Raw genomic sequence first — 25,961 nt, 5'->3', positions numbered from 1 at the left:
GAATGCCGGTATGAGTAACGAAAAGATCTGTGAGAATCAGATCCGCCGAAAGCCTAAGGGTTCCTGAGGAAGGTTCGTCCGCTCAGGGTAAGTCGGGACCTAAGGCGAGGCCGATAGGCGTAGTCGAAGGACAACAGGTCGAAATTCCTGTACCACCGTAATCCGTTATGAGCGATGGGGTGACGCAGTAGGGTAGTGACGCGGACTGATGGATGTCCGTCTAAGCAGTGAGGCTGGTGTGTAGGCAAATCCGCACATCGTAAGGCTGGGCTGTGATGGGGAGCGAAAATTACAGTAGCGAAGGTCATGATCTCAGACTGCCAAGAAAAGCCTCTAGCCAGGAGAAGGTGCCCGTACCGCAAACCGACACAGGTAGGCGAGAAGAGAATTCTAAGGCGCGCGGAAGAACTCTCGTTAAGGAACTCGGCAAAATGACCCCGTAACTTCGGGAGAAGGGGTGCCTCGGTAGGGTGAATAGCCCGAGGGGGCCGCAGTGAAAAGGCCCAAGCGACTGTTTAGCAAAAACACAGGTCTGTGCGAAGCCGCAAGGCGAAGTATACGGGCTGACGCCTGCCCGGTGCTGGAAGGTTAAGGGGAGTGGTAAGTCCTTCGGGGCGAAGCTATGAACCGAAGCCCCAGTAAACGGCGGCCGTAACTATAACGGTCCTAAGGTAGCGAAATTCCTTGTCAGGTAAATTCTGACCCGCACGAATGGCGTAACGACTTGGGCGCTGTCTCAACGAGAGATCCGGTGAAATTTTAATACCTGTGAAGATGCAGGTTACCCGCGACAAGACGGAAAGACCCCATGGAGCTTTACTGCAGCTTGATATTGAATTTGGGTACGATCTGTACAGGATAGGTGGGAGCCTAAGAGACTTGAGCGCCAGCTTGAGAGGAGGCATCCTTGGGATACCACCCTGATCGTATCTAGGTTCTAACTTGGTACCGTGATCCGGTGCGAGGACAGTGTCAGGTGGGCAGTTTGACTGGGGCGGTCGCCTCCTAAAGAGTAACGGAGGCGCCCCAAGGTTCCCTCAGAATGGTTGGAAATCATTCGAAGAGTGCAAAGGCAGAAGGGAGCTTGACTGCGAGACCTACAAGTCGAGCAGGGACGAAAGTCGGGCTTAGTGATCCGGTGGTACCGCATGGAAGGGCCATCGCTCAACGGATAAAAGCTACCCTGGGGATAACAGGCTTATCTCCCCCAAGAGTCCACATCGACGGGGAGGTTTGGCACCTCGATGTCGGCTCATCGCATCCTGGGGCTGAAGTAGGTCCCAAGGGTTGGGCTGTTCGCCCATTAAAGCGGTACGCGAGCTGGGTTCAGAACGTCGTGAGACAGTTCGGTCCCTATCTGTCGTGGGCGTAGGAAATTTGAGAGGAGCTGTCCTTAGTACGAGAGGACCGGGATGGACGTACCGCTGGTGTACCAGTTGTTCCGCCAGGAGCACCGCTGGGTAGCTATGTACGGAAGGGATAAGCGCTGAAAGCATCTAAGCGTGAAGCCCCCCTCAAGATGAGATTTCCCAATTAGTAAGACCCCTTGAAGACGACGAGGTAGATAGGTTGGGGGTGGAAGTGCAGTAATGCATGGAGCTGACCAATACTAATCGGTCGAGGGCTTATCCTAAAGAATAAAATGCAATAGAGTTTCGGATCCAGTTTTCAGGGTGTAACACCTTGAAAGTATGTAGAAGATACATACGTATAGGCGAATTTACGATGTAAATTCATGTTTGGTGGCGATAGCGGAGGGGTTCCACACGTACCCATCCCGAACACGACCGTTAAGCCCTCCAGCGCCGATGGTACTTGGACCGCAGGGTCCTGGGAGAGTAGGACGTCGCCAAGCAAAAGGAAGAAGGACCATGATCTCCTTGAGATTATGGTCCTTTTTTTGTATATTACGTTCCAGAACCTTATATGTAACCCCTAATCTGTCTTTTTCCAAGCGGATTATTTTTAATAAAAGGGTCGACTTTATCTCTGGAAAAGCTTAATTATAAAGGATGTCCTTCCTGTGAGTACACTTGTTTGTACAGGGTAATACTAAAAGTTATGGCTGCTGAGGAAGGCTTGACACCCCTATACCGCTTTGCTAAGATTGCAATAATATATTTTCAGAGAGCCTTGATTTGTCCATGTCGGACAGACAACAAGACCAATACAGACTAAACAATTTGAAGGAGGATCATCTTGGTGTGGGAAGATAAATTCGGTAAGGAAGGCCTTACCTTTGACGATGTTTTGCTGGTACCTCGCAAGTCGGTGGTTCTGCCGAAAGAAGTAAGTGTAGCGACCCGTTTGAGTGATAACGTGAAGCTGAATATTCCTTTGATGAGTGCTGGTATGGATACTGTTACTGAGGCAGTTTTGGCAATTTCCATGGCTCGTGAAGGCGGTATCGGTATTATTCATAAAAATATGTCGATTGAACAGCAAGCAGTAGAGGTAGATCGGGTTAAACGTTCAGAGAGCGGTGTTATCACCAATCCATTTTCATTGACTCCAGATCACTTGGTATCTGATGCTGAAGCTGTTATGGGTAAATATCGTATTTCTGGCGTACCTGTTGTAAATGAAGAAAATAAGCTGGTGGGTATTATTACTAACCGCGATCTTCGTTTTATTCACGATTTTAATCTTAAAATCAGTGAAGTGATGACCAAGGAAAAGCTGGTAACTGCACCTGTAGGTACGACCTTGCAGGAAGCAGAAGGTATTCTGCAAAAGCATAAAATTGAAAAACTTCCTTTGGTCGATGATGAAAATTACCTCAAAGGGCTTATCACTATTAAAGATATTGAGAAGGCTATTCAATTTCCAAACGCAGCGAAAGATGCACAAGGGCGTCTTCTGGTCGGTGCGGCTGTCGGTATTTCCAAAGATACGTTTGATCGGACTGAAGCACTTGTAAAAGCTGGTGTGGATGTGATTGTCGTGGACTCAGCTCACGGTCATCATATTAACATTATTGAAGCGGTTCGCAAGTTGCGTGATGCTTATCCTGATCTGACGATTGTAGCAGGTAATGTAGCTACTGGTGACGGAACGCGCGAATTGATTGAAGCAGGAGCTTCGGTCGTAAAAGTCGGCATTGGTCCAGGCTCCATTTGTACAACACGCGTAATCGCAGGGATTGGTGTTCCACAAGTAACAGCTATTTATGATTGTGCAACAGTAGCACGTGAATATAATATTCCGATTATTGCCGACGGTGGTATTAAATACTCCGGTGAAATTACAAAGGCCATTGCGGCAGGGGCTTCTGCGGTAATGCTGGGAAGTCTTTTTGCAGGTACGGAAGAAAGCCCAGGCGAATCCGAAATTTATCAAGGACGTCGCTTCAAAGTATATCGTGGTATGGGCTCTATGGCTGCGATGAAGCAAGGTAGTAAAGATCGTTATTTCCAAGATGACGACAAGAAATTAGTACCGGAAGGCATTGAAGGACGCGTTGCTTATAAAGGACCACTTTCCGACACTGTTCATCAGCTGTTGGGAGGTCTTCGTTCCGGTATGGGTTATTGCGGTACAGCTAATATTGAGGAGCTTCGTAACGATACAAGCTTTATCCGTATTACAGGTGCAGGTCTGCGTGAGAGCCATCCGCATGATGTGCAAATTACGAAAGAAGCACCAAACTACTCTCTATAAAGTTCAGATGTAGTAGGCTTGACGACAGGCAGAGCGCATTTCGCTCTGCCTGTCTTTTTTTAGAGATACCCCTGTGATAGAATAGACAGGTGTCCGCCCTTTTAAGAAATTGTTGAGAAAGTAAAGACACATTAGTACCCTTGAATGAGTACCTTGCTGGATTCAAACAAACAACAAGTAGAGCATGCTCATGATAGGCCGAACTTATAAAGATGAAATCCAATAAACGATAAGACATTAAACATTAATTACATTGGCCAAGTTAAGGCTGTAACCACCGGCTCGTTATACATAGCGGATCGGGTTGAGGTACGAGAGGAGTTTGTATCCATTTGAAACCGAATAATCTAAAGCAAAATAAAAAACGCAGCATGATTAAAAAGAGCGTAACAGCAGTCATGGTGCTTAATATGATGTACATGTCAGCATTGCCGGTTGTGGGCAATTTTGATCCGTCTGTAGCTACGTTTGCCGCCGGAGCGACAACAGAGGCAGTCAATATTACGGGGACAGGCTCTGTTAAGCCACCTAGTCTGGCGCTGCGCTCGGCTATCTTGATTGAGCCTTCCACAGGGCAGGTATTGCTGTCTATGAACCCGGATGAGCCGCTCCCACCAGCAAGTATGACCAAAATGATGACAGAGTACCTCGTAGCGGAGCAGGTTAAGCAAGGAAAGCTCAAATGGACGGATAAGGTTACGGTTAATGAGAATGCTGCCAAGAGCATCGGATCACGTATTTTTCTAGCTCAAGGTGATCAACATACGGTAGAAGAACTGTATATTGCCATGGCGGTAGGCTCTGCCAATGATGCAACGGTAGCTCTTGCCGAGCGTGTGTCTGGAACCGAGCAGGACTTTGTAAAATTGATGAATGAAACAGCTCAGAAAATGGGTATGAAAAACACGTATTTTATTAACTCTACAGGGTTAGACCGTGGTGATATGCCTACAGGGTTTCAGCCGGATACCAATCGAGAGACTGTAATGACAGCGAGAGATGCGGCTACACTAGCTAGTAACATTATTAAGGATCACCCTGACTATATACGGTTTACGACGATTCAATCGTACAAGTTCCGTCCGACGGACAAAGCACCGATTATTAACTACAACTGGATGTTGGAAGCAAACAAGAATATAACTAACTTTAGAAAATTTGCCTATCCGGGTCTGGACGGAATGAAAACCGGTCATACGAGCAATGCTGGCAACTGTTTTACGGGGACAGCCGAACGCAACGGAATGCGTCTTATCAGTGTAGTTATGGGGGCAGACTCAGAGCCACACCGTTTTACAGAGACTGCTAAAGTATTGAACTATGGCTTTGATAATTTTGAAGTGAAGCAGGTAGTGGCTCCAAAGACGGTGGTTAAAGGTGTAGAGAATGTGCCTGTCACCAAGGGGACTGAAACAGAAGTACCTGTCGTGACTAAGGATGCGGTAAGCTTTGTCGTACCTAAGGGGGCAGCCAACCCTAAAGTGACGTTTTCAACGAACATTACGCCGGAAAGCTCGCTCGTGGCACCTTTGAAGCAAGGGGCGAAAGTCGGAACGATTACGTACACTTATAAAACGGATGGTGTAGAAAAAGGTCAGGTGAAAACCGTTGACCTGGTAACTACGACGGCTGTAGAAGAGGCTGGCTGGTTCCGTATGCTTTTCCGGGCCATTGGCAATTTCTTTGGTGATTTGTTTCAGGGCATTAAAAACCTGTTCTAATCGTCTGGTTACCAGACAGATAGAGCCGAGGATTCTTGCTATGCCTTACGTATTTTGCTGATTGAAATGATTGTGTATTTGGCGTCTGTGCGGTAAAATATTAAGTTAGAATCTAAACGTAACCCTTACAGGAGGAAACGACATGGAAACGGGAACTTCACGAGTAAAAAGAGGTATGGCAGAGATGCAAAAAGGCGGCGTAATCATGGATGTCATGAACGCTGAACAGGCTAAAATCGCAGAGGCGGCAGGTGCTACAGCGGTAATGGCTCTTGAACGGGTGCCTTCAGATATCCGTGCAGCTGGCGGGGTTGCCCGTATGGCTGACCCAACGATTGTGGAAGAGGTCATGAAGGTGGTCTCTATTCCCGTTATGGCTAAGGCTCGTATCGGCCATTTTGTGGAGGCGAAGGTGCTGGAATCTCTCGGAGTTGACTATCTCGACGAGAGCGAAGTGCTGACACCTGCGGATGAAGTTTTCCATATCGATAAGAAAGAGTTTACCGTTCCATTCGTATGCGGAGCCAAGGATCTGGGAGAAGCACTGCGTCGCATCGGCGAAGGGGCATCCATGATTCGTACAAAGGGTGAGCCTGGAACCGGAAATATTGTCGAAGCTGTTCGTCATATGCGTTTTATCAACGGCCAAATTCGCAAGGTGAAAAACCTGTCGAAGGACGAGCTGTATGCAGAAGCGAAAAACCTTGGCGTTGCTTACGAATTGCTGCTGGAAGTGCATGAGCACGGCAAGCTGCCAGTGGTCAACTTTGCAGCGGGCGGCGTAGCAACACCTGCTGATGCCGCATTGATGATGCATTTGGGCGCTGATGGTGTATTCGTCGGTTCTGGTATTTTCAAATCCGATAGCCCTGAGAAATTTGCACGTGCCATCGTGGAAGCGACTACTCATTATACGGACTACAAGCTGATTGCAGAAGTGTCCAAGAATTTGGGCGCTCCGATGAAGGGCATTGAAATTTCCAAACTGGCACCGCATGAACGCATGCAGGATCGTGGTTGGTAAGAAGGAAGGGACCGGCATGAAAATAGGAGTTCTGTCGCTGCAAGGCGCTGTGGCTGAGCATATACGAAGCGTTGAACTTGCGGGTGCGGAAGGTGTGGCGGTGAAGAAGACCGAACAGCTCAATGAGCTGTCCGGTCTTATCATTCCCGGTGGTGAAAGCACGACGATTGGCAAACTAATGCGCAAGTATGACTTTATAGATGCCATACGCCAGTTTTCCGATCAAGGCAAGCCTATATTCGGCACTTGTGCGGGATTGATTGTGCTGGCCAAAACGGTTCAAGGACAAGAAGAAGCACATTTGGGACTGATGGATATTACAGTGTCACGTAATGCTTTTGGTCGCCAGCGGGAAAGCTTTGAAACAGACTTGGACATTAAAGGGATTGAGGAGCCGGTTCGTGCTGTGTTTATACGCGCGCCATTAATACAGTCTGTTGGAACGGGAGTAGATGTGCTGTCTAAGTATAACGGCGAGATCGTGGCGGCCCGTCAGGGTCATTTGCTGGCTTCATCCTTCCATCCGGAGTTAACAGACGATTACCGGTTACATCAGTATTTTGTGGATATGGTCCGCGAATAGCAGAAAGTCAGGTTTGTAGTGTAGGAGGGGTTACCTGTGTTAGATATAAAGATTTTACGTAATGAGCTTGGTCGGGTTGAAAAAGCTTTGCAAAATAGGGGCAAATCTCTGGATCTGATAAATGGCTTTACGGATCTGGATGTTCGTCGTCGTGAGTTGCTTCAGGAAAGTGAAGCGCTCAAAAATCGCCGGAATATCGTATCCGGTGAAGTAGCCAAGTTGAAGAAGAATAAAGAAAATGCGGATGACCTTATTGCCGAGATGCGTCAGGTTTCTGACCGTATTAAAGAATTGGATGAGCAAGTGCGCGAACTGGAGGTTCAGATCGACGAACTGGTGATGTCCATTCCGAATATCCCCAACGAGTCGGTGCCTGTAGGTGCTTCGGAGGAGGATAATGTAGAGATTCGCCGCTGGTCGGAGCCACGCGAGTTTTCTTTTACGCCTAAAGCACATTGGGAGCTGGCACAGGAGCTGGATATTCTCGATTTTGAGGCGGCAGCGAAGGTGACGGGTTCCCGTTTTACGTTCTACAAAGGATTGGGGGCACGGCTGGAGCGTGCGCTGATTAACTTTATGATGGATCTGCATAGCAGTGAGCATGGTTATGAAGAAATGCTGCCCCCATACATTGTGAACCGGGACAGCCTGTATGGAACAGGACAGCTTCCGAAGTTTGAAGAGGATTTGTTCAAGCTGCGTGATACCGAGTATTATCTCATTCCTACGGCTGAAGTTCCGGTAACGAACTATCACCGCGAAGAGATTATGAACGCGGATCAGCTTCCAAAAAATTATGTAGCATACAGCTCTTGTTTCCGCTCTGAGGCAGGATCGGCAGGACGGGATACACGTGGTTTGATCCGTCAGCATCAGTTCAATAAGGTAGAGATGCTTAAGCTGGTTCACCCAGATACCTCCTATGAGGAACTGGAGAAAATGACGAATAATGCAGAGCGTGTTTTGCAACTGCTTGGACTTCCATATCGTGTGCTGGCACTTTGCACCGGGGATATGGGTTTCACGTCTGCCAAAACGTATGATCTGGAAGTGTGGCTGCCTGAGAGTGGCATGTACCGTGAGATTTCTTCTTGTTCGAATACAGAAGATTTCCAAGCGCGTCGTGCAAACATCCGGTTTCGGCCGGAGCCGAAAGCAAAGCCTGAATTTGTACATACACTGAACGGTTCAGGATTGGCTGTAGGACGCACAGTGGCTGCTATTTTGGAGAACTATCAGCAAGAGGACGGAAGCGTTGTGATCCCGGAAGTGCTGCGTTCATACATGCGAGGCGCTGAAGTTATTGCTCCCAAACAGTAAGCATTGCATTCGTTTAAAGTCTGTGGTAAAATAATTTTGTTGCGCCCGATATTTTTTTAAATGGGAAGCAACTTTATCCAATTACCACCTGGAGAGGTACCGAAGCGGTCATAACGGGGCGGTCTTGAAAACCGTTAGAGTGCAAGCTCACATGGGTTCGAATCCCATCCTCTCCGCCATATTATAAATGAACCAAGCCTTTCGATACGATAGCTGATACATTGGCCTTTACGCGCTGATGATTAGAGATCGTAAAGAATGGCTTTTTTGTTGTATAAAAAGCCTGTTTTTTTCACACGTTATCAGATGTGGAGGTGCTGGCATGAATCGAGAAATGACAGTAGATCAGCAAAAGCTGGTAGAAGCCTGGCAGGAACAACTGGCGAGACTTTTGAATTCAGGGGATAAATCACAGGTACAAGCAGATGAAGCAGACAATCGCACTATACGCATCCATATCGAGGTAGAGGGCAGACAAATGTACTCCTTTGATTTTGCATGTACTTATGTAGATTCTCGGGAAGTGAAGGTTAGCTTGGTTGATGTAGAACGGGACGGACAGTCTGTGGATGAACGAACAGATATCATTCAACAGCTGGTGTCCGACTATACTCGGCATATTCATCAGTGTGCTCAGACGTTACAGTCATTAACACATTCGTAGTCATGAAGGTATGAGGGGGGAAGCTACATGACAAAAGCCAAAAACGGACTGGATAAAAACCTGTCTAACATTGTGGATGATTTGGAGCAGCGTCCGGTTAACAGTCATCAGGCACAACAAGTACAGCAGGACCGTAATGACCGCCGTCATCAGGATGCACTTAACCATGATAAAACGGAAGACCTGCACCATCTATAGTCCTACTTTAAATGGTAATAAACGGTTTTGTCGATGTATCAAAATATAGTCTGAGAACGGAGGATGCATAAATGAGCAAGCCTAAAGCCATTCCTGTTCCCGAGGCACAGGACGCCGGTGGAGGAAATGAAAAGCGTGAGCGCAATCATCAGCAGGAGCCATTGTCCGGTTCCAAAAAGGTGAAGCAGCGGAATCACGTAGACCACCACAACAGAGAAGGATCATAAGCAGTTAGACTTTTTGCCTAAAAATTATGGTAAAGTACAGGACACCCTGGTTAAAGAGCCGGGGTGTCTTTGTGCTTATTGTAAGAAAATTTTCCAATAAGTGTTTCATTACCTGTGAGTATGCGGTAAAATAGGGGGGTGTGTATTTTTTTGTTAGTATTATAAAAGGGGTTAATTACGAGAGGAGAGAATCTACACAATGAGTAAAAAGTTATCTGTCTTGGTACTCACTATGGTGTTGCTTTTGACGGTAGCCCTAGTTGGTTGTAGCAAGAAGTTAGAACCGAAGGAAGCTGTTACGAACGGTACCGCTAATGCAATGAAACTGACTTCTTATGAATCCAAAAGCCAATTCACGGTTAAGGATTTGACGATTACGTCTGCTTCCGTCCCAAGCGAGCAAAGTGCAATGGTGACGAGCATGCTGAAAAATGCGGACATTACGCTGGATGGTGTATACCAAAAAGAACCTTTACAATCTGAAATGACGCTGGGCATTCATTTGAAAGGTGACCTTTCCACCAGCTTCACGATTCCAATGGTTATGACCAAGGATAAATTGTACGTTAAAATTCCGAACATTCCATTTTACCCGCTTCCACAGGAAGTTGTAGGCAAATTCCTGATTATTGATCCGCAGGAGCTGGCTAAACAGTCCGGACAAGAATTTAACCCTGCATCAATGGATCAGGAAAAATCGCAGAAATTTGCGAATGAAGTCATTGCTGCTATTTTGGGTGAGTATGATCAAGCTACGTACTTCTTTGATATTGATCCTAAGGATGCTAAATTGCCACAAGGCCTTAAAGCTAAACAAGTCGTACAATTTAAAGTGACAAACGACAACGTGAAGCAAGCGACAAATACATTTATCACTAAGGCGCTTCCTAAAGTTCTTGATGTGATGTCTAAAGACGAATATGCTAGCATGCTGCAAGTGAAGAAGGAAGAGCTGGCTGAAGCGAAGAAAGAACTGCAATCCAACACCAGTGAGGTTAGCAAAAAGCTGGATGAGTTGAAAAACTATTTGACGGTGAAACAGTTCGACATTAACACAGCCTTGAACAAGGATGATATTCCTGTGTATCAAGACCTGAATGCGAATGTAGAAATGAATGACCCGACCACAAAAGATAACGTAAAATTGTCTGTAACTGGCTACACGCAATACAGCAAAATCAATGAAAAAGCAACATTTAAAGTGGGTATTCCAACAGGGGACCAAGTCCTGACGATCGAACAATTTCAACAAAAAATGCAAACTGTTGCTCCTTAAGTAAAGGAATGACGCGATTGTAAAGGCATTATCCATATAATATGATGTAATGCGAGAAAAACCGCTTGGCTTAGAGCCAGGCGGTTTTTTTGTCATATATGGCTCTGAGCAGATGGTGTACCTGTCCGGGTCTGCCACACGTGATCCTCTGCTAAAAGCCCGAACATCCGATGATCCTGCCATGTCCCTTGAATTTGTACCAGCTTGCGGGCAATACCTTCAGGCTGAAAGCCGCACTTTTGCAGTACACGCTGTGAGCGCTCATTATGCAGCAGGGTTCCGGCTTGTAGACGGTGAAGCGATAGGGCGCGGAAGGCAAATTGTATGGCCAGCTTCAAAGCTGCGGTCATATGCCCTTTGCCTTGTTCATGCTGATCCATCATGTAGCCGATATCGGCGAATTGTCCCATGCCGCGCACAAGATTAGAAATGGAGACATAGCCGATCAGACGCTCGTCCTCCAAGAGAAAGATACCGAACGAATATCCCCGATCCTCCTCTGCTTGACGCAATTTCTGACGGATATATTCCTCCTGTTCTTCCAGCGTGAAAAATGAATCGCCGTGAAGTGGCTCGTACGGCGCATGGGACTCCCTATTTGTAAGCCTGAGGGCAAGTAGAGCTTCACTATCCGCCAGGCTAAATGGCCGTAACAAGATACCTTGAGGCGTGTTATACAAGCTCATAGGCATGGGCTGATCTCCTTCCATGGGAAATTAGCAATGAGACGTCAATAACGGCTGCATTACGGTTGCGTATAAGTAAGCGATCCTAACTACCCATCCTCAGGATGAAGATGGTGGGGAAGACAACTTGGCAGCGGCCCTTTTTTGCCGGAGCTGACGAAAAAAATCTGTCAGCAGCGAGGCGCATTCCTCTTGAAGAACGCCGCTGATCACCTCAGTGCAATGATTGAATCGAGGCTCCTGTAGTAAATTCATCAGCGTACCCGCGCAGCCTGCCTTCGGATCGGTGGTGCCATAGATCAAATAGGGAACCCGTGATTGTACAATCGCTCCGGCGCACATGGGACACGGCTCCAGAGTGACATACAACCTACAATCCAGCAGGCGCCAGGCTCCCAGATGCTCGCTGGCCTGACGAATGGCGACCATTTCGGCATGTGCTGTCGGGTCAGCGTCCGTCTCGCGCAAGTTGTAGCCGCGTCCTATGATTTCATTATCTTTTACGATGACAGCTCCGATGGGCACTTCACCCAACGCTTCTGCCTTATACGCTTCTTGAATAGCTTCTTTCATCCAATAAGCGTGATCTATTGTGGTCACTGGTAAAAAGGCCCCTTTCAAATGCGAATTATCCAACGAACAAATATTCCGTTGTTAACATGATGTGAATAATTTTGTGGATAACACGACACTTATCCACAGGTTTATCCACAGTTTATAATAAAAGCTGTGTATTTGTGGACGACTTGTGGATGATTATCTTATTATATTGTAGGCAAACGTTCGCATATTGACAACTGTATACAAGCTGTGTGTATTTATGTTTATCCGGGAAATGTAAATGCTGGTATCACAGGCGCTATTACGGTATCATTGAATTAGCAATTGCCAGTAATCGCCAGCATACGGCAAGAGGTGAGAAATCAGTGTGTCGATAAAAATCAAAATTACGATCATTTTGTCGGGGTCCGTTCTGTTTATCCTTTTGTTAAATATTGCACTCAACTATTACATGACCCACGAAAATTTAAGAAGTGACAGCGAAACGAAAATGGTTCTGACGGCCAAGATTATTGGAGGAGCCATTGAACAAACTCAACAAAGCTGGGTGGCCGTCGACAAGCAGCTTGGATATAAGTTGTGGCTATCTGCCATGCTGGCTGCCAGCCAGCTTGATCCTGATATCGATCATGTTACGCAGGAACAACTCGAACAGATGACCAAGCGCAGCGGGGATATTGATATTTCCCTGATGGTGCGTGATGGGAAGGGGTACAAAGTTGCCAAATCGTCCAATCCGAAAGAGATCTTGTCTGGCGATCCATTGACAGGCTATTGGAAAAATGCAGTTGATCAATTATATGAGCATGGACAGGCTGGAATGGTGCATGGTCAAAATCTGGATCATTTTTGGACTGGAGCATTTGACTATACAGGCTCAGATGCCACCCATATTAACAAATGGGGATTTTATTATGACCAAAAGCGTAACTATATGATCCGAATCTCCTTTCAGGACAGTGAAGTGCAAAATTTTATACCGATCCTCAACCCCGATGAAATCGTAAAGCAAACCCAACAAGTGGATTACCGCATCATGGAGATAACGGGAATTAACCCTACAACCTTCGGTGGCTCTACGATGGACAACCATGGAAACGACCGAAAATATTATTACATGTACAACAAACCTATCCGATTCGGCACTTATCAACTAGCGAGGGTACAGGAGGATCGTTTGGCTGTTTCCAAGGCCATGTTCTCCGGGGAGAGTATTGTACAAGACTGCTATATTAAAGGCGAACGGGTCCTCGTCAGTTACATACCATTTTATCCGGCTAACCGTGACGCCTATGTCATTCGTATTGTTATGAATTATGATACGATCTCTTCCGTTATTTATAAGCAATTAATCAGTCTGATTGCCATCTCTATTGTCTTACTGGAGGTTGTGATCATTGGCAGCTATGTGCTGGCAAGTTTGTTTGTCCGCCCAATTCAGTCGATATTGGGAAAAGTGAACGAGATGGCTGACGGCCATTTTGACACACGACTACAGATTAAGGGTGGTCATGAGCTTGCTCAGCTTGGTGAACGCATCAATGCGATGGCCTACAATCTCGGGATGTATACACGGAGACTCGAACAGATGTATGAGGAGAACCGTTCTGTAAAAGAACATCTGGAGTCTGTCATTAATCAGACCGCTGATGCGATTCATGTGACCGATCAGGATGAGCGTATCATCCGGGTCAATCATGCTTTTGAAGCCCTGTACGGCTGGACCAAAAAAGAATTGGTCGGACGTAAACTCCAGTTCGTACCGCCACAGCAAGAGGAAGAGTACGAATTTCAGAAGGAAAGATTGCTTCAGGGAGAGAGTATGGTATCTATTGAGTCCATTCGAATGCGCAAGGATGGAAGTACGGTAGAGATTAGTATGAGCATGTCGCCCATTCTGGATGAAGAAGGCGAGATCCTGGGATTCATCAGCGTCTCGCGCGACATTACAGGCCGCAACCGGATGGAGGAATTGCTGCGCAGATCGGAGAAACTGACGACGGTAGGACAACTGGCGGCAGGAGTTGCGCACGAAATTCGTAATCCGCTGACCACGCTACGCGGATTCCTCCAGTTACAGCAGCAAAATAAAGTGCTGAATCTGAAGCATAATGATATTATGCTGTCCGAGCTGGATCGTATTAATCTGATCGTCAGCGAATTTTTAATATTGGCAAAGCCGCAGGCGGTACATTTTCAGAAAAAAGATGTGCGTTATATTGTAAGTGACGTCATTTCCTTGCTTGATAGTCAGGCGCATCTGCTAGGCATTGTGTTCAATCTACAGGTAACGGAGGAGCCTGCCCTCGTATACGCCGAAGAAAACCAGTTAAAACAGGTATTCATTAATTTGCTTAAAAATAGTATGGAGGCCATGAGCAAGGGTGGTACGATAACGATTCATTTGTTCTTGGAGGGAGAAAGCGTTAAAATCTTCATACGGGACCAAGGGACGGGTATTCCGGCAGAAATGCTGTCCAAGCTGGGGGAACCTTTTTTCACAAACAAGGAAACAGGTACAGGACTCGGACTTATGGTCAGCCAGCGTATTATACAGAGTCATAAAGGCACACTGGATATTGATAGCATAGAGGGAGAGGGAACGACAGCCCTTGTGCAGCTTCCAACTGCCGAGCCTGAGCCATTGGATGGGCAGCAGAAGGAAGCGTGACAGTAGAAATGGAGGGTACACAGGTTGCGCATTAACAAGTTTATCAGCGAAACCGGTTTTTGCTCGCGCCGGGAGGCGGACAAGCTGGTAGAGAGCGGCCGCGTGACGATTAACGGCGAGGTGGCGGTGCTGGGCAGTCAGGCGGAGGAGGGCGACGACGTCCGTGTGAACGGCAAGCCACTCCGTGAAAAGTCCGGTCACGTATATATTGCATTGAACAAGCCGGTGGGGATTACAAGCACGACAGAAAGCCACATTCGAGGGAATGTCGTCGACTTTGTGGGGCATCCGCAACGGATTTTTCCCATCGGACGTCTGGATAAAGATTCGGAAGGTCTCATTTTACTTACGAATGACGGAGACATTGTGAATAAGATTTTACGGGCGGAAGGCAAGCATGAGAAGGAGTATATCGTAACGGTGGATCGACCCGTCACACCATCTTTCGTGCAGGGGATGTCCACAGGTGTAAAAATACTCGGTCAGCGGACGCTCCCCTGCGAAGTGACGCGTGTATCTGAGTACGTATTCCGCATCATCTTGACGGAAGGGAAAAACCGTCAGATCCGGCGCATGTGTGCTGCCTTTGGCTATGAAGTGAAGAAGCTGCAACGTCTACGGATTATGAATATTCGTTTGGGGTCGCTTCAGAGAGGCGCCTGGCGTGACCTGACAGAGACGGAGAAGCAGGAACTAGGTGAGATGCTGAATTATACACTCAGCTAAGCCTGAGGGCTTCTCATGGCTGATAGATGGTACGGCAATGGATAGGACAAGAGGCAGAGTGGAATAGCACAATGAAAAGGCACCAGCTGCATAAAAAATGCGGCGGTGCCTTTGTCTATATAACATATACATAATCAACCTTCAATCGCGCTTGAGGTAGGACTGATAACTTGTGTGCCGTTCTGATATTTACGTAGTACGGAAATTTCGACACGGCGGTTTTTGGAGCGTCCTTGACCATCCTGATTGCTTGCTAGTGGACGATACTCACCATAACCGATGGATACAAATTTGGTTGGATCAAGCTGGGGATTGAGCAGCAAAATGCGCAAGAAATTCAGAGATCGTTTGGCACTTAAATCAAAGTTGGACGGAAACTGACTATTGGAAATCGGCACATTATCTGTATGGCCAGATACGATGACATCATAGCCAGGAAATTGCTGGAGCATGCTGGAGATGGACTTGGCCAGCTTTCGTGCTTCCGGTTTTACCTCAGCCTGACCCGATGAAAACAAGGCGTTATCGCTAATGGTGATCATGAGCTGGGATTGGTTCAGCTTCGTATTGAGCAGCGGAGTCAGACCATTATTTTCAATATACTGATCCATCTGCTTTTTGAGCTTTTTCAAATCCTCTTCTTCCCGCTGGGCGAGTTGCTTTTGCAGTTCAGCCGTAGAAGTGGCTTTAGACTTTATAGGTTGTGTTACCTGTTCTTTATTTTTGCCCATATCTGCGGATTGTGACGATGGATTGGCAGCAGAGTGCTCCAGAATCCCTGAGCCTCCGTTAAAGGCTGAACTCATGGATTGGGCCATTTCCTCGAATTTTTTGGCGTCGAGCGAACTCATCCCGAATAAGACGATGAAAAGAGCTAGCAGAAGGGTCATCAAGTCGGAATATGGCAACAGCCAGCTTTCGTCGGCATGCTCCTCGTGCGGTTCATGTCTTTTTTTACTCACCGGAATCCCCATCCTTCTCGGCCAGGGTAGCCCGTTCGGTCGGAGTCAGGAATATCGTCAGCTTCTGGCTGATCGCAATGGTGGATATACCTGATTGAATCGAGAGCAGGCCTTCGACCATCATTAATTTAAGCTCTACTTCTTTTTTGGATAACCGTTTCAGCTTATTGGACATTGGATGCCACAGGACGTAACCTGTAAAAATACCGAGCAACGTCGCAATAAAGGCAGCCGCAATGGCATGAGACAGCTTTTCCATGTCACTAAGGTCGGCTAGAGCGGCAATCAGACCTACGACGGCACCGAGTACCCCGAGCGTCGGAGCGTACATACCAGCCTGAGAGAAAATCAGCGCACCTGAGCGGTGTCGATCTTCAGTAGCATTAATGTCCTCCATCAGAACGTCACGTACGAATTCCTGATCATTACCATCAATAATCATACGCATACCGCCACGCATAAAGAGATCGTCGATCTCCTCTACCTTGGATTCCAGCGCTAACAGGCCTTCGCGACGGGTAATGGATGCCCATTCGGTAAACGTGCCGATGAGCTCTTTACGGTCCAAAAGCTTTTGTTCCGTGAAAATAACCTTGAACAGTTTTGGAATCCGTTTAATTTCTGCCATCGGGAAGGCCATAAAAATACTTGCTGCCGTTCCGACAAAAATAATCATGTAAGCAGCGGGATTGTTGACCAAGTTGATCACTGGCGCGCCTTTGAGAATCATCCCGACGACCAATGACATAATCCCGAGTACAAGTCCGATAATGGTTGAAATTTGCATGATACACCTCATCCATGAGAATAGATTTTGAATCCTTTCATGCCACCGGGGTCGTCCTTGCCCCAGGCACGTCATTACAAGACGGATTATAGTATTTATCGACAAAACTCTCTTTTTTGTTAAGTACGAATTTCCGGTATAATAAGGTGATTATCTAATGAATGGTGGAAGAATTGGAGGAAATGGCATGGGAGTGAAGCACGGACGGGAGTATGAACAAATTTTGAACGATTTGACAGAGGCTGTGGGACACATTCCGGATAGCTATGAATTTTTCGAAATGGAAGCAGAAGATTGGGACAGGCTGGACCCGGCAGGGCGTCAGGAAGTCAATGAAGCGCTGGCTGAAGACCTGTTTTATGCGCTGGGTACAGAGCCCGTTATCGCTGTGGGCAGCGGCGTTGTCATCTATGAACCGGAGCAGCACCGTATCTATGTGCTCATTGGGGATGAGGAGCTAACGTCGGTACCTTTGATTTGAACAGGTCCGTCTTATGGATTTATCAACGGGGCCGTGGTAATATGGACACCACTATATCGTAGTTTTGGTCGCATTCAAGCGGCTGAAAGGCTTCCGTATAAACGGGGAGGAGTCGTAACATGCCTTTTACACAAGAAGAGATTGAAGCACATCTGGAGAAGCTGGAGGGCTGGGAACTGGAGGAAGGACGCTGGATTGTCCGCAAATATAATTTTTCCAGTTTTATGAAAGGGATTGCATTCGTGGATGAAGTTGCTGCTATATCGGAAGCATTTAATCATCATCCATTTATTACGATTGATTATAAGACCGTGACCCTGCGCTTAACCTCCTGGGATGACGGTGGCATTATGGCCGTAGATATTAAGGAAGCCCAACAATATAATGAAGCTTTTGAGAAAATGCGTAGCAGTCATTGAGCTGATCATGGTCTGCCATATGATAAAAGCGCCTTCGATATACAACAATGCCGTTGTATGCCGAAGGCGCTTTTATCATTGAACACGAGGCTGGGGGTCAGGATGATATACCATACAATGAAACGGCTTTTTACCATCGGGAGTCTGACGTTCATAGGTATCCGTAATCTCAAATCCGGCTGCCTTGTAAGCCCGAATGGCGCGCCCATTCCAGGTCAGTACCTCCAGATCAATTTCATTCTCCGGGTTGCGTCGTCTGGCTTCCATGGCAATGGCACGGACAAAATCGGCGCCTCTGCCATGTCCACATAATTGGGGGTGCATTCCCAGACCCAGCCGGGTCACTCCAATCATCGGGAAATATTGAGCAAATCCGGTTAGCGTGTTCTCGTCATCCAGCACAGCAACATATTGCTCTTGGCGAAGCGTGGGGCTTCCAAATTCGACTTCAAGTGCCTTCATTTGTTCCCAAGGTAGCCAGCCGTATATGTTGTAGGGTGGATCATAGCGCCACTCACATATCGCAGCCGCCTGCTGTTCGTCCATCGGTACGATCCGGTAGTTAGATATTGAGGCCGGCATGTCTCCCCATCCTCCTTTTACAAGTACTTAAACCATTAACAACAGATTGTAGACAAGTTGCAGGGGATTGGCAAGCGGTGTTTATTTCATACCCAAGTCGGGTATACATTCAATAAGAAGGCTTTACTGTTCATATGCTCCCCCAGCCGTGACGGTAAAACCGACGATGTTCGCAAAATCTGAAACCTTTTGAGGTGTCAGTTCGTCAGTAACGATAACGTTTCTGATGTTGTGGACATAAAAAACCGCAATTCGATTCCGGCCAGAATCAAATTGCGGCTCAGGGTTAGTTTGCTGTTCGTTAGTTATTCTACGTTGTCGTCATCAGGAGTTTCAGAAGCTACAGCGTGGTAAGCGTCTGTGCTCATAATTCTTTTTGCACCGACATAGCGGTTAGCGTAATAGTTTTCGTCCAGTGAGCTAACAACTACACCACGTGAAGATGAGGAGTGGGCAAATTTCCCTTCACCTACGAAGATACCTACATGGGAAATGCCTCTTCCTGTGGTGTTGAAGAACACCAGGTCACCAGGTCTCATTTCGTCGCGGGATACGGAAGATCCCATTTTGAATTGTGATCCGGATTGATGGGGCAGATTAATTCCTAGTTTGTGATATACATACATTGTGAAGCCGGAGCAATCGAACCCGTCGAGTGTAGTGCCTCCGCTTCTGTAGTTCGTTCCTTTGGCATCTTGGATGACCTGGTCCATCTTAGAGTCTGCAAATGCACTTCCTCCACCGAATGTAAAAGATGTAAAGGCAATGGCGAGACCCATGGCTGCGATCGTTAGCTTCTTCTTCAAAAAAAATATACCCCTTCCAATGCCTGCGAGGTTAGCTTAAGGATTCGGTAGAAGGTTCCCCTATGACCACTCTGTTGCGAGATCAATTCACCCAAACTGGTTCCCCCGCTTCCCAGGTGCCAGGAATTAGGCTTAACTTAAGATGTGCACCTTGGAGAGCAATATTCACGATAACGATGTTTTTAAGGTAAAGGTTACAATAAAGATTACAAAGTTGTTACTATCAGTTCACTGCGATTATTGTAACAAAGTCGGCTGGCTTTGGCAAATGTTTCATCGCAAAAAGTTACAAAAAAATCTGCTCCCTTTATCGCGGGAACAGATTTTGTTAAGAGTATTCAGTTATGTGCCGTTTGCCTGGATATGAATGGAGATGGATAGTTGTCTTTGGACAGCCAGAAATTGTTCGGGAGGAACGGAGTGAAGGTTCAACCTCTGCCGGAGATATCGGTATGCCATAGTCGGTACTGTGAACTGATGTGCCATAGCCTGACCAGACTGGTAACAAAATGATACGTTTGCTGGAGAATGAGTGCCAGCATACCAGTCCAAATCATCGCCATGGTGCCGAATAGACCAAGGACGAGCAGTACACCTGCACCGAGCAGAAGCGAAATACCGATAGCCGGGAGGATTTGGCGAAAGAAGGCAAGCAGCGACGATCGTATGGCGTGACCACCTACGGTGCCTAGCTGCATGTACAGGATGCACTGGCGGATGAACCAGCCATAAGCAATCCAACCGATGGCATAGGGCAGCACATGCAGGAGATAGGCCGGAGATTGCAGCGCCCCTGCCACGATAGGGTAGAGCTTAGGAGCCACCCAGAAAGCAGGGAGCAGCAGGAGTCCAAGCTCGATGACGTAATAGATCAGCGATGACAAGCCATGACGTTTCATTCCGCGGAAAAAGGACAGACTCTGTGGCTCGGTCGCATGGGTGTGCAGACTTTGGTATATTCCCGCCCGGATGAAGGGGGTAATCAGTGTACGCAGCACCGTTGCCCCCAGTAGTATCCACAGATACATATGAACCTCTTGGTTGTCCGTCAGGGCAATCTGGCTCTCCATCCAAAACAACGTCTGTCCCAGTTCATTTTGACCCTGATCGGGGTAGCGCAGCAGCAGGGGAGTAACGGCGGATTGTACCAGCCGATAGAGAAAAACGCCCCATAGCAGTCGATACAGAAACAGAATGATGACAATATAAAATTGTATGCGCACAAGCGCCCAGCCTTCTTTTATAACAGTACGCATCTATAGACACCTCACCATGACAGACTTCCAAGCAGTGTCTCCAGCAGCTTGGTTACACTTATGCTCCAACGGGTCTGGGTTTTTTCGTTCAGTTCGGCCTTCAGGCTGTTGTTGATATGCTTGTTCTCCAGCGCAATCGTGTACAGCGGATCAACAATCACATGGGAGACCGGAGATGCACCTTTTAGTCGATAGGTGGTGCTTTTGCCCGTTCCGTCCCATGCCTTGAATATCGTTGTGCCGTCCTTGAAGGTAAATTGAACAGGGACCTTGGGATAATCTGCCCCTTTTTTGCTGAGTGTAATGGTTGCTTCGTATCCGTTGGCCAGCTTGCGGTTCGTAATGCGATCCACTGAAAAATCCGCCATCTGGCCGTCGTATACATATTGTTCAAAATAGTGGCTCCACGAACGTCCGGTGACTCTTTCGACGATACGCTGAAAATTCTGCGAGGATGGATGCTTGAATCGGTAGGTCTGGACGTAGGTACGCATAATGCGATCCATTTTTTTCGCGCCGACCTGTCGTTCAATGCCACGCAGCACCAGCTTGCCCCGAGAATAGGCATTTTGTGCATATTTAGCAGCCGAGCCGTACTTCCAAGACTCACGGTTTAACGGCTGAGGGGATGATACCTGTCCAGACTGTAACGGCAAGTTAGGGATGAGCCCATATTCCTGCTCCATGAGTCGTTCCTCTGCATAAGAGGTAAAGCCTTCATCCAGCCATGGTTCCTCGAATTCGTTATTTGCCACCATTCCATAGAAATATTGATGCCCAATCTCATGAACGACCGTCCGCTCCAGACTATAGCCGGGATTCGGATTATCCGCCGCTGCAGCCGTAATGAGTGTGGGATACTCCATGCCCTCCGCGCCGCTGCCTGCTTTGGGTGGTACAACGATGGACAGGGTCGAGTATGGATAAGGCCCGTACCACTTGCTGTAATAGGAAAGGGCTGCCTTGGCTGCGCTCATATAGCGTCCCTTGAGCTCCTTGTGCGATGGGTCGAGATACAGCTTGATTTTGACACCCGGCACCTCAGCAGAGGAAAATGGTTCTTCTGCGGCTACAAAATTCGGTGAAGCGGCCCATGCAAAGTCGTGCACGTCATCGGCATAGAATTGATATATTTTTTGTCCATTTTGCCGGACTGCTCCACGGGTGGGAAATCCGGTTGCAGCCACGATGTGTGTTTCAGGCACTCGAATCCGCACACTGTAAATTCCGAAATCTGCGTAAAACTCGGAGTTTCCATGATACTGATGCAGATTCCAGCCTTCCTCGGCGCGTCCGCGCTGTCCTGCGGTTTCGTAGACGCTGAGTTTGGGAAACCACTGACCTGCCATGACAAAATCATCTGTTGCGCCCATACGTGCGAAGATGGCGGGTAGCTTTACCTCAAACTTCATATATAATGTAATGCTTTCACCGCCTCGGACCGGCTTGGGGAGACGTACCTTCATGAGCGAGCGGTCGTTCACGTTACCGTCATCCGGCTGCACGTATTGAGTCCGGTGCATGAGGGATAAACCGTCTTCCGTTTTAAGTTCAGTTAGTGTCATGGAGCCAAAGCCGTTCTTGGGCATGGTGTCGCCGCGCAGCTTGCCCCCGGATTCCTTCATGAAGGTGGTTTCCATGGAAGAGAAGGCATTGGGGTACAGATGCAGGTACAGATCGTTCACGGTTTTGGTGCCCGGGTGCTTCCATGTAAGCGTCTCAGTGCCCCGCAAAACCTGTCCTTTTTCCAGAGACACGTCAATGTGGTATTCCACCACACGCTTGCTAAGAATCTCCGAAGCGGGCTGTGAGGGACTTTTGGGAACGTCAGGCAGGATGTTTGCCCCCAGGGGCTTGCCCATATTAGGCGCAAGCGCAGACTTCGACTGGGAATCGTACATCGGTTTGCCCAAGGATTGCGAATTCGACTCGGATTGAGGCTGCCAGGCAAACCATAACGTCCCTGCGAGGAGACCGAGGGCTAGTGTAGACAATAAAACGATTTTGGTGCGTGCTGGGGTCATACAATGGATACCTCCCGTTGACAAGCATCTACAGCATGTATATGTTTGCTTTCGGGAGATTATTAGTTAAAATATTTATAGTGTAGAATGAGTGTCAAGACGGAAAATGGAGGCTTAGTGACGCATGAGTGAAAATCAACCGGACGGCAAAAAACAGATTGCACTGAACATTGTCAGTGGCAAGAGTAAACATAAGGGCTTCGGCGCAGGTTCAATCGACCTGAACAGCATGTCCCCGGTCATTATTGACCGCGGCGAGGCAAAAATTGATGTCGGTGCCATGCATGCCAAAAGTAAAGTAGAACGCGGGATTAAGTTTTCTACCAATAAAGAGGATGTACCGAACGGACGCCAGGTATGGCTGGTATGGGTAGCCGTGGACCGCACACCCGAAGGGCGTGTGTACGGTGGAGCGACTGCCTGTGAGATGCTGATTGACGACGAAGCCAAACGCGGCTGGAAAATCCTCGCCGATCACGTCAACCGTATGGATTACGCGCTCAAGCGCCGTTTTATGCTGGACGATCTCGGCAGCGAGGATAAAGCAGCGCTCAAAAGCCTGCTGATCTCGCATAACGAGGAATGGTGGGACGCTTCGCCTGAGGAATTGAAGCAGGCGCTGGAAGGGTAATAACTTTGGTTAGAGGCAGTTTTTCCATATTGGGGGGGAACTGCCTGCACAACGCACCTTTATTCCTCTGGATATTATCTATTGTGATCATACCTCTTCTGCCTATGAGTTGGTACAACTATGCATTGAAGCAAAGACAAGGTGAAGATTTTATTAATCGGTTAAAAGACGGCTTCTGAATGGATCAGGAGTCGTCTTTTTGTGCCTAGCAGCTTCTTCTATTTACATATTTCAGATATGCGTTAATAGTAGAAGAAAGCTGAAGCATATGTGTGGTTATTTGATTGATAGCGCCTTGACATCATAGAAAGGCATTCACTATAATTCAAATAGAAATCGGTTCCAAAACCCGGTTTTTATTTATTTCTTTTATGGAACCGGTTCCCAAAAGGGTGTAGTTAAGTCCTGTTCACTGTTTATGAATGTAATCTGTAAATAAGGTGGCGTTAGTAGAATGTTTAAATGGTTGAAAAAGAAAGCAACTCCACGTGTTGAAGAATTCGACATCGCAGCGCCAATTAAAGGACAAATTGTTTCCCTTGCAGAGGTTCCAGATCCTGCGTTTTCTACGAAGGCAATGGGGGACGGTATCGCTATTCATCCGTCTGAAGGAAAGGTTACGGCTCCTTTTACGGGCAAAGTGGTTCATGTGATGGAGAAAAGTAAGCACGCCCTGATACTTGAGCATGAATGCGGTGTACAAGTTTTGGTACATGTCGGGATTAATACGGTTTCTCTCAAAGGACAGGGCTTTAACCCCTATGTCCAAACAGGAGACAACGTTAAAGCAGGGCAATTATTGATGGAATTTGATATGGATTCTATCCAACAGGCCGAATTATCTCTAATTACTCCGGTCATCGTTCCAGACGGGCAAGAGATGATCAGCCATGTGGAAATATTGCAAGATTCGTCTGTTTCTCCAGATGCACCTGTGTTAAGAGTCCATTTGAAAGGCTAGTCAGCACATTTAAGTACCTGTTATGCAGGATTATCGGATGAATTCACAGGGTCTAACAGTAGAATGTTTGGGATAGGGCTAACCGGGGGTTTTGGTTGGTCTTTTCTTTTTTATATGAGAAGATTATGTTTATAGCGATCTAGTTTGAGCAGGGCGAAAGGATGTAGATACTATATGAAAAAGATATACTTCGTCAGGCATGCCAAAGCAACCGGACAAGAGCCTGATGCCCGACTGACCGAAGAAGGTGTCAGACAGGCTGAGCAGTTGTCGTCTTTTATGGGAAATGCAGGTGTAGAATATATCGTATCTAGCCCGTGGGAACGAGCTTTGAGAACCATTCAGCCTTTGGCTGAACAGAAAAAGTTGCAGGTATATACGGACCTACGTCTTCAGGAACGGGTGCTTAGCAGTGAACATTTGGATAATTGGATGGACGTGCTGAAACAGACCTATCTGGACGAAGACTTGAAGCTGGAGGGGGGCGAATCATCCCGTGAAGCAGCAGATCGAGGAATACAGCTTGTGCAGGAGCTTATAGAACGGACGGAAAAAACAATAATCATTGTAACTCATGGGGCTTTGCTGTCACTTCTCATTCGACATTACGATTCGCAGTTTGGGTTTGAGGAGTGGAAAAAACTTTCGAATCCCGACGTGTATTTGCTAGAAATAAAAGAAGCAGAAGCCAAGATTCGCAGAGTGTGGACTACGTGTTGAAATGAGTGAAGTCAATTCACCATAAATGCAGAATGGAATTTTCGGACACCAATGCAGAGCAGCATGCAGCCTTAAGTCGGAGACTAAGGGAATTTCTAAACGAAAAAGAATGAGCGAATTTTGGGCACCTTCTGTAGCCTGATTTATATTTAAGATGTTTCCGTAGCTAAATAGGCTTTGGGAGTAAGGAGAGAGTGTGATTAACAAATATATAGCAGTTGCGGTTATCGTTCTTGCGATTGTTTGTGGCTTGGTACTGAATACTTCTAAACGAAACCCAATAACATTGGATCAACAGGAAGCAACCCCAAAAAGTAAAAAGTATTCAGGTGATAAGTATGTAACGAAATTTATTTATAAAAAAGTTAATGATCCAAAGGATTCATTGATGACATCCAATATTCTTCATGCTACATCGCTGGAAGAGGAGACTGTTGCTCAGTTTAGAGGAGCGCTAATTACTTTATTCGGAAAACCTCAAAGGACATCAAAAAATTTTGAAGATGCATATGAGTACATAATTAAGGCAACAAATCCGGATGGACAAAGCTGGATATTGACTGCATACGAGGGACCGGGAGGCCCAGCTATAGGAGGGGACACCGAGAAAGAGTCTGTAGAAGAAGTTGCTCAGGATTTGCTGAATCTTATTGAAGCGACAAAGCCCGCGGATTTCGAAGATGTGGGCTATTATGAGGATACTGGATCTACCATTCGTTATGGATGTAAGGATCAAGTCTGTTTTTATCACGAAAGCACACAGGGTAATAAGTGAAATTTTTGAAAAAGGATGCATTTACGTCATAAAATGAGCTATATTGAGGTGAGAATAGTAAAGGAGCCGTGCGGGAACACGACACCAGTGTACAAACAACTGTTTAAAGAGCAGTCGGCAGTAGGGTCGAATGGTAGACTGATACCTTGGTTGGGAGCGGTCTTTTCTTTTTCATGTAGGTAAGCAATGCCAGAATGAACATGCCAAACATGATCATCAAAGTAAAGGTCAGCATGTGAT

At 47.0% G+C, this 25,961-nt stretch carries 26 protein-coding genes, 1 tRNA gene, 2 rRNA genes and 1 riboswitch (1 of these 30 cut by a window edge); of the genes, 20 read left to right on the top strand and 9 right to left on the bottom strand.

Annotation, left to right across the window (positions count from 1 at the left end; genetic code table 11):
- The 12 genes from ASL14_RS11705 to ASL14_RS11655 form a co-directional block, all read left to right on the top strand.
- Positions 1–1,633 (top strand): 23S ribosomal RNA (locus ASL14_RS11705) (it extends 1,296 nt beyond the left edge of the window).
- A 105-nt stretch (positions 1,634–1,738) separates the two neighbouring features.
- A 5S ribosomal RNA gene (gene rrf, locus ASL14_RS11700) occupies positions 1,739–1,855 on the top strand.
- Between the two features lie 347 nt (positions 1,856–2,202).
- The gene (gene guaB, locus ASL14_RS11695; protein WP_134914523.1) at positions 2,203–3,660 is read left to right on the top strand and encodes an IMP dehydrogenase; all 1,458 of its coding nucleotides are present in this window, start codon (positions 2,203–2,205) and stop codon (positions 3,658–3,660) included.
- A 332-nt stretch (positions 3,661–3,992) separates the two neighbouring features.
- The gene (locus ASL14_RS11690; protein ID WP_134911706.1) at positions 3,993–5,381 is read left to right on the top strand and encodes a D-alanyl-D-alanine carboxypeptidase family protein; all 1,389 of its coding nucleotides are present in this window, start codon (positions 3,993–3,995) and stop codon (positions 5,379–5,381) included.
- A 142-nt stretch (positions 5,382–5,523) separates the two neighbouring features.
- Positions 5,524–6,405, top strand: coding sequence for a pyridoxal 5'-phosphate synthase lyase subunit PdxS (pdxS, locus tag ASL14_RS11685; RefSeq protein WP_134911705.1), 882 nt, complete (start codon positions 5,524–5,526; stop codon positions 6,403–6,405).
- A 16-nt stretch (positions 6,406–6,421) separates the two neighbouring features.
- A complete protein-coding gene (gene pdxT, locus ASL14_RS11680; protein ID WP_134911704.1) occupies positions 6,422–6,988 on the top strand; it encodes a pyridoxal 5'-phosphate synthase glutaminase subunit PdxT in 567 nt (188 codons plus the stop codon).
- Positions 6,989–7,024: 36 nt separating this feature from the next.
- Positions 7,025–8,308: a serine--tRNA ligase gene (gene serS, locus ASL14_RS11675; RefSeq protein ID WP_134911703.1), complete on the top strand. Its 1,284-nt coding sequence runs from the start codon at positions 7,025–7,027 to the stop codon at positions 8,306–8,308.
- A gap of 90 nt (positions 8,309–8,398) precedes the next feature.
- Positions 8,399–8,487 (top strand) — tRNA-Ser (locus tag ASL14_RS11670).
- A 143-nt stretch (positions 8,488–8,630) separates the two neighbouring features.
- Entirely contained in the window at positions 8,631–8,972 is a 342-nt protein-coding gene (locus tag ASL14_RS11665; RefSeq protein WP_134911702.1) for a hypothetical protein, read from the top strand.
- Positions 8,973–8,999: 27 nt separating this feature from the next.
- Positions 9,000–9,170 carry a hypothetical protein gene (locus ASL14_RS27365; RefSeq protein ID WP_187644973.1) on the top strand — a complete coding sequence of 57 codons (171 nt, stop codon included), beginning with the start codon at positions 9,000–9,002 and terminating at the stop codon, positions 9,168–9,170.
- A gap of 71 nt (positions 9,171–9,241) precedes the next feature.
- Positions 9,242–9,397, top strand: a complete 156-nt coding sequence (locus tag ASL14_RS11660; RefSeq protein WP_134911701.1) for a small acid-soluble spore protein P — start codon at positions 9,242–9,244, stop codon at positions 9,395–9,397.
- Between the two features lie 199 nt (positions 9,398–9,596).
- Positions 9,597–10,673: a hypothetical protein gene (locus ASL14_RS11655; RefSeq protein WP_134911700.1), complete on the top strand. Its 1,077-nt coding sequence runs from the start codon at positions 9,597–9,599 to the stop codon at positions 10,671–10,673.
- 92 nt (positions 10,674–10,765) lie between these two features.
- On the opposite strand, the gene ASL14_RS11650 is transcribed toward ASL14_RS11655, so the two are convergent.
- Positions 10,766–11,365, bottom strand: coding sequence for a GNAT family N-acetyltransferase (locus tag ASL14_RS11650; RefSeq protein ID WP_134911699.1), 600 nt, complete (start codon positions 11,363–11,365; stop codon positions 10,766–10,768).
- A gap of 93 nt (positions 11,366–11,458) precedes the next feature.
- On the bottom strand, positions 11,459–11,959 hold the full coding sequence (gene tadA / locus ASL14_RS11645) for a tRNA adenosine(34) deaminase TadA (RefSeq protein ID WP_134911698.1): 501 nt from the start codon (positions 11,957–11,959) through the stop codon (positions 11,459–11,461).
- A gap of 328 nt (positions 11,960–12,287) precedes the next feature.
- Between tadA and ASL14_RS11640 the strand changes: the two genes are divergently transcribed.
- Together ASL14_RS11640 and rluF are read left to right on the top strand one after the other, a co-directional pair.
- Complete coding sequence (locus ASL14_RS11640; protein WP_134911697.1) at positions 12,288–14,591, top strand: PAS domain S-box protein; 2,304 nt, start codon at positions 12,288–12,290, stop codon at positions 14,589–14,591.
- Between the two features lie 24 nt (positions 14,592–14,615).
- Positions 14,616–15,317 carry a 23S rRNA pseudouridine(2604) synthase RluF gene (gene rluF, locus ASL14_RS11635; protein ID WP_014279090.1) on the top strand — a complete coding sequence of 234 codons (702 nt, stop codon included), beginning with the start codon at positions 14,616–14,618 and terminating at the stop codon, positions 15,315–15,317.
- Between the two features lie 134 nt (positions 15,318–15,451).
- On the opposite strand, the gene ASL14_RS11630 is transcribed toward rluF, so the two are convergent.
- Complete coding sequence (locus tag ASL14_RS11630) at positions 15,452–16,279, bottom strand: flagellar motor protein MotB (protein ID WP_134911696.1); 828 nt, start codon at positions 16,277–16,279, stop codon at positions 15,452–15,454.
- Entirely contained in the window at positions 16,272–17,066 is a 795-nt protein-coding gene (gene motA, locus ASL14_RS11625) for a flagellar motor stator protein MotA (RefSeq protein WP_134911695.1), read from the bottom strand. Before motA ends, ASL14_RS11630 begins: the two co-directional genes overlap by 8 nt.
- 187 nt (positions 17,067–17,253) lie before the next feature.
- Here motA and ASL14_RS11620 point away from each other — a divergent pair, with 187 nt between their 5' ends.
- Together ASL14_RS11620 and ASL14_RS11615 are read left to right on the top strand one after the other, a co-directional pair.
- Positions 17,254–17,547 (top strand): hypothetical protein, encoded by a 294-nt coding sequence (locus tag ASL14_RS11620; RefSeq protein WP_025683485.1) that lies wholly within the window; start codon positions 17,254–17,256, stop codon positions 17,545–17,547.
- Positions 17,548–17,666: 119 nt separating this feature from the next.
- Positions 17,667–17,966 carry a 4a-hydroxytetrahydrobiopterin dehydratase gene (locus ASL14_RS11615; protein WP_007428083.1) on the top strand — a complete coding sequence of 100 codons (300 nt, stop codon included), beginning with the start codon at positions 17,667–17,669 and terminating at the stop codon, positions 17,964–17,966.
- Positions 17,967–18,041: 75 nt separating this feature from the next.
- Here the strand turns inward: ASL14_RS11615 and ASL14_RS11610 are convergent, their stop codons facing one another.
- The 4 genes from ASL14_RS11610 to ASL14_RS11595 form a co-directional block, all read right to left on the bottom strand.
- Entirely contained in the window at positions 18,042–18,548 is a 507-nt protein-coding gene (locus ASL14_RS11610; protein ID WP_134911694.1) for a GNAT family N-acetyltransferase, read from the bottom strand.
- A 305-nt stretch (positions 18,549–18,853) separates the two neighbouring features.
- Positions 18,854–19,354: a C40 family peptidase gene (locus ASL14_RS11605; protein WP_134911693.1), complete on the bottom strand. Its 501-nt coding sequence runs from the start codon at positions 19,352–19,354 to the stop codon at positions 18,854–18,856.
- Positions 19,355–19,359: 5 nt separating this feature from the next.
- Positions 19,360–19,497: riboswitch (cyclic di-AMP (ydaO/yuaA leader) on the bottom strand.
- 285 nt (positions 19,498–19,782) lie between these two features.
- Positions 19,783–20,610 (bottom strand): hypothetical protein, encoded by an 828-nt coding sequence (locus tag ASL14_RS11600; RefSeq protein ID WP_134911692.1) that lies wholly within the window; start codon positions 20,608–20,610, stop codon positions 19,783–19,785.
- A gap of 11 nt (positions 20,611–20,621) precedes the next feature.
- A complete protein-coding gene (locus ASL14_RS11595) occupies positions 20,622–22,634 on the bottom strand; it encodes a M1 family metallopeptidase (RefSeq protein WP_134911691.1) in 2,013 nt (670 codons plus the stop codon).
- A 124-nt stretch (positions 22,635–22,758) separates the two neighbouring features.
- Here ASL14_RS11595 and ASL14_RS11590 point away from each other — a divergent pair, with 124 nt between their 5' ends.
- The 4 genes from ASL14_RS11590 to ASL14_RS11575 all read left to right on the top strand — a co-directional run bounded on the left by ASL14_RS11590 (position 22,759) and on the right by ASL14_RS11575 (position 25,721).
- A complete protein-coding gene (locus tag ASL14_RS11590) occupies positions 22,759–23,265 on the top strand; it encodes a YwhD family protein (protein WP_134911690.1) in 507 nt (168 codons plus the stop codon).
- A gap of 454 nt (positions 23,266–23,719) precedes the next feature.
- On the top strand, positions 23,720–24,226 hold the full coding sequence (locus ASL14_RS11585) for a PTS sugar transporter subunit IIA (RefSeq protein ID WP_134911689.1): 507 nt from the start codon (positions 23,720–23,722) through the stop codon (positions 24,224–24,226).
- Positions 24,227–24,400: 174 nt separating this feature from the next.
- Positions 24,401–24,946 (top strand): histidine phosphatase family protein, encoded by a 546-nt coding sequence (locus tag ASL14_RS11580; RefSeq protein ID WP_134911688.1) that lies wholly within the window; start codon positions 24,401–24,403, stop codon positions 24,944–24,946.
- Positions 24,947–25,142: 196 nt separating this feature from the next.
- Positions 25,143–25,721, top strand: a complete 579-nt coding sequence (locus ASL14_RS11575; protein WP_223264291.1) for a hypothetical protein — start codon at positions 25,143–25,145, stop codon at positions 25,719–25,721.
- A 103-nt stretch (positions 25,722–25,824) separates the two neighbouring features.
- Here the strand turns inward: ASL14_RS11575 and ASL14_RS29545 are convergent, their stop codons facing one another.
- On the bottom strand, positions 25,825–25,956 hold the full coding sequence (locus ASL14_RS29545; protein ID WP_420873704.1) for a putative holin-like toxin: 132 nt from the start codon (positions 25,954–25,956) through the stop codon (positions 25,825–25,827).
- Positions 25,957–25,961 lie beyond the last annotated feature (5 nt).

Origin of the sequence: Paenibacillus sp. IHB B 3084 (assembly GCF_001447315.1) — a bacterium.
GTDB lineage: Bacteria > Bacillota > Bacilli > Paenibacillales > Paenibacillaceae > Paenibacillus.
This window is presented reverse-complemented; position numbering and strand designations above follow the sequence as displayed.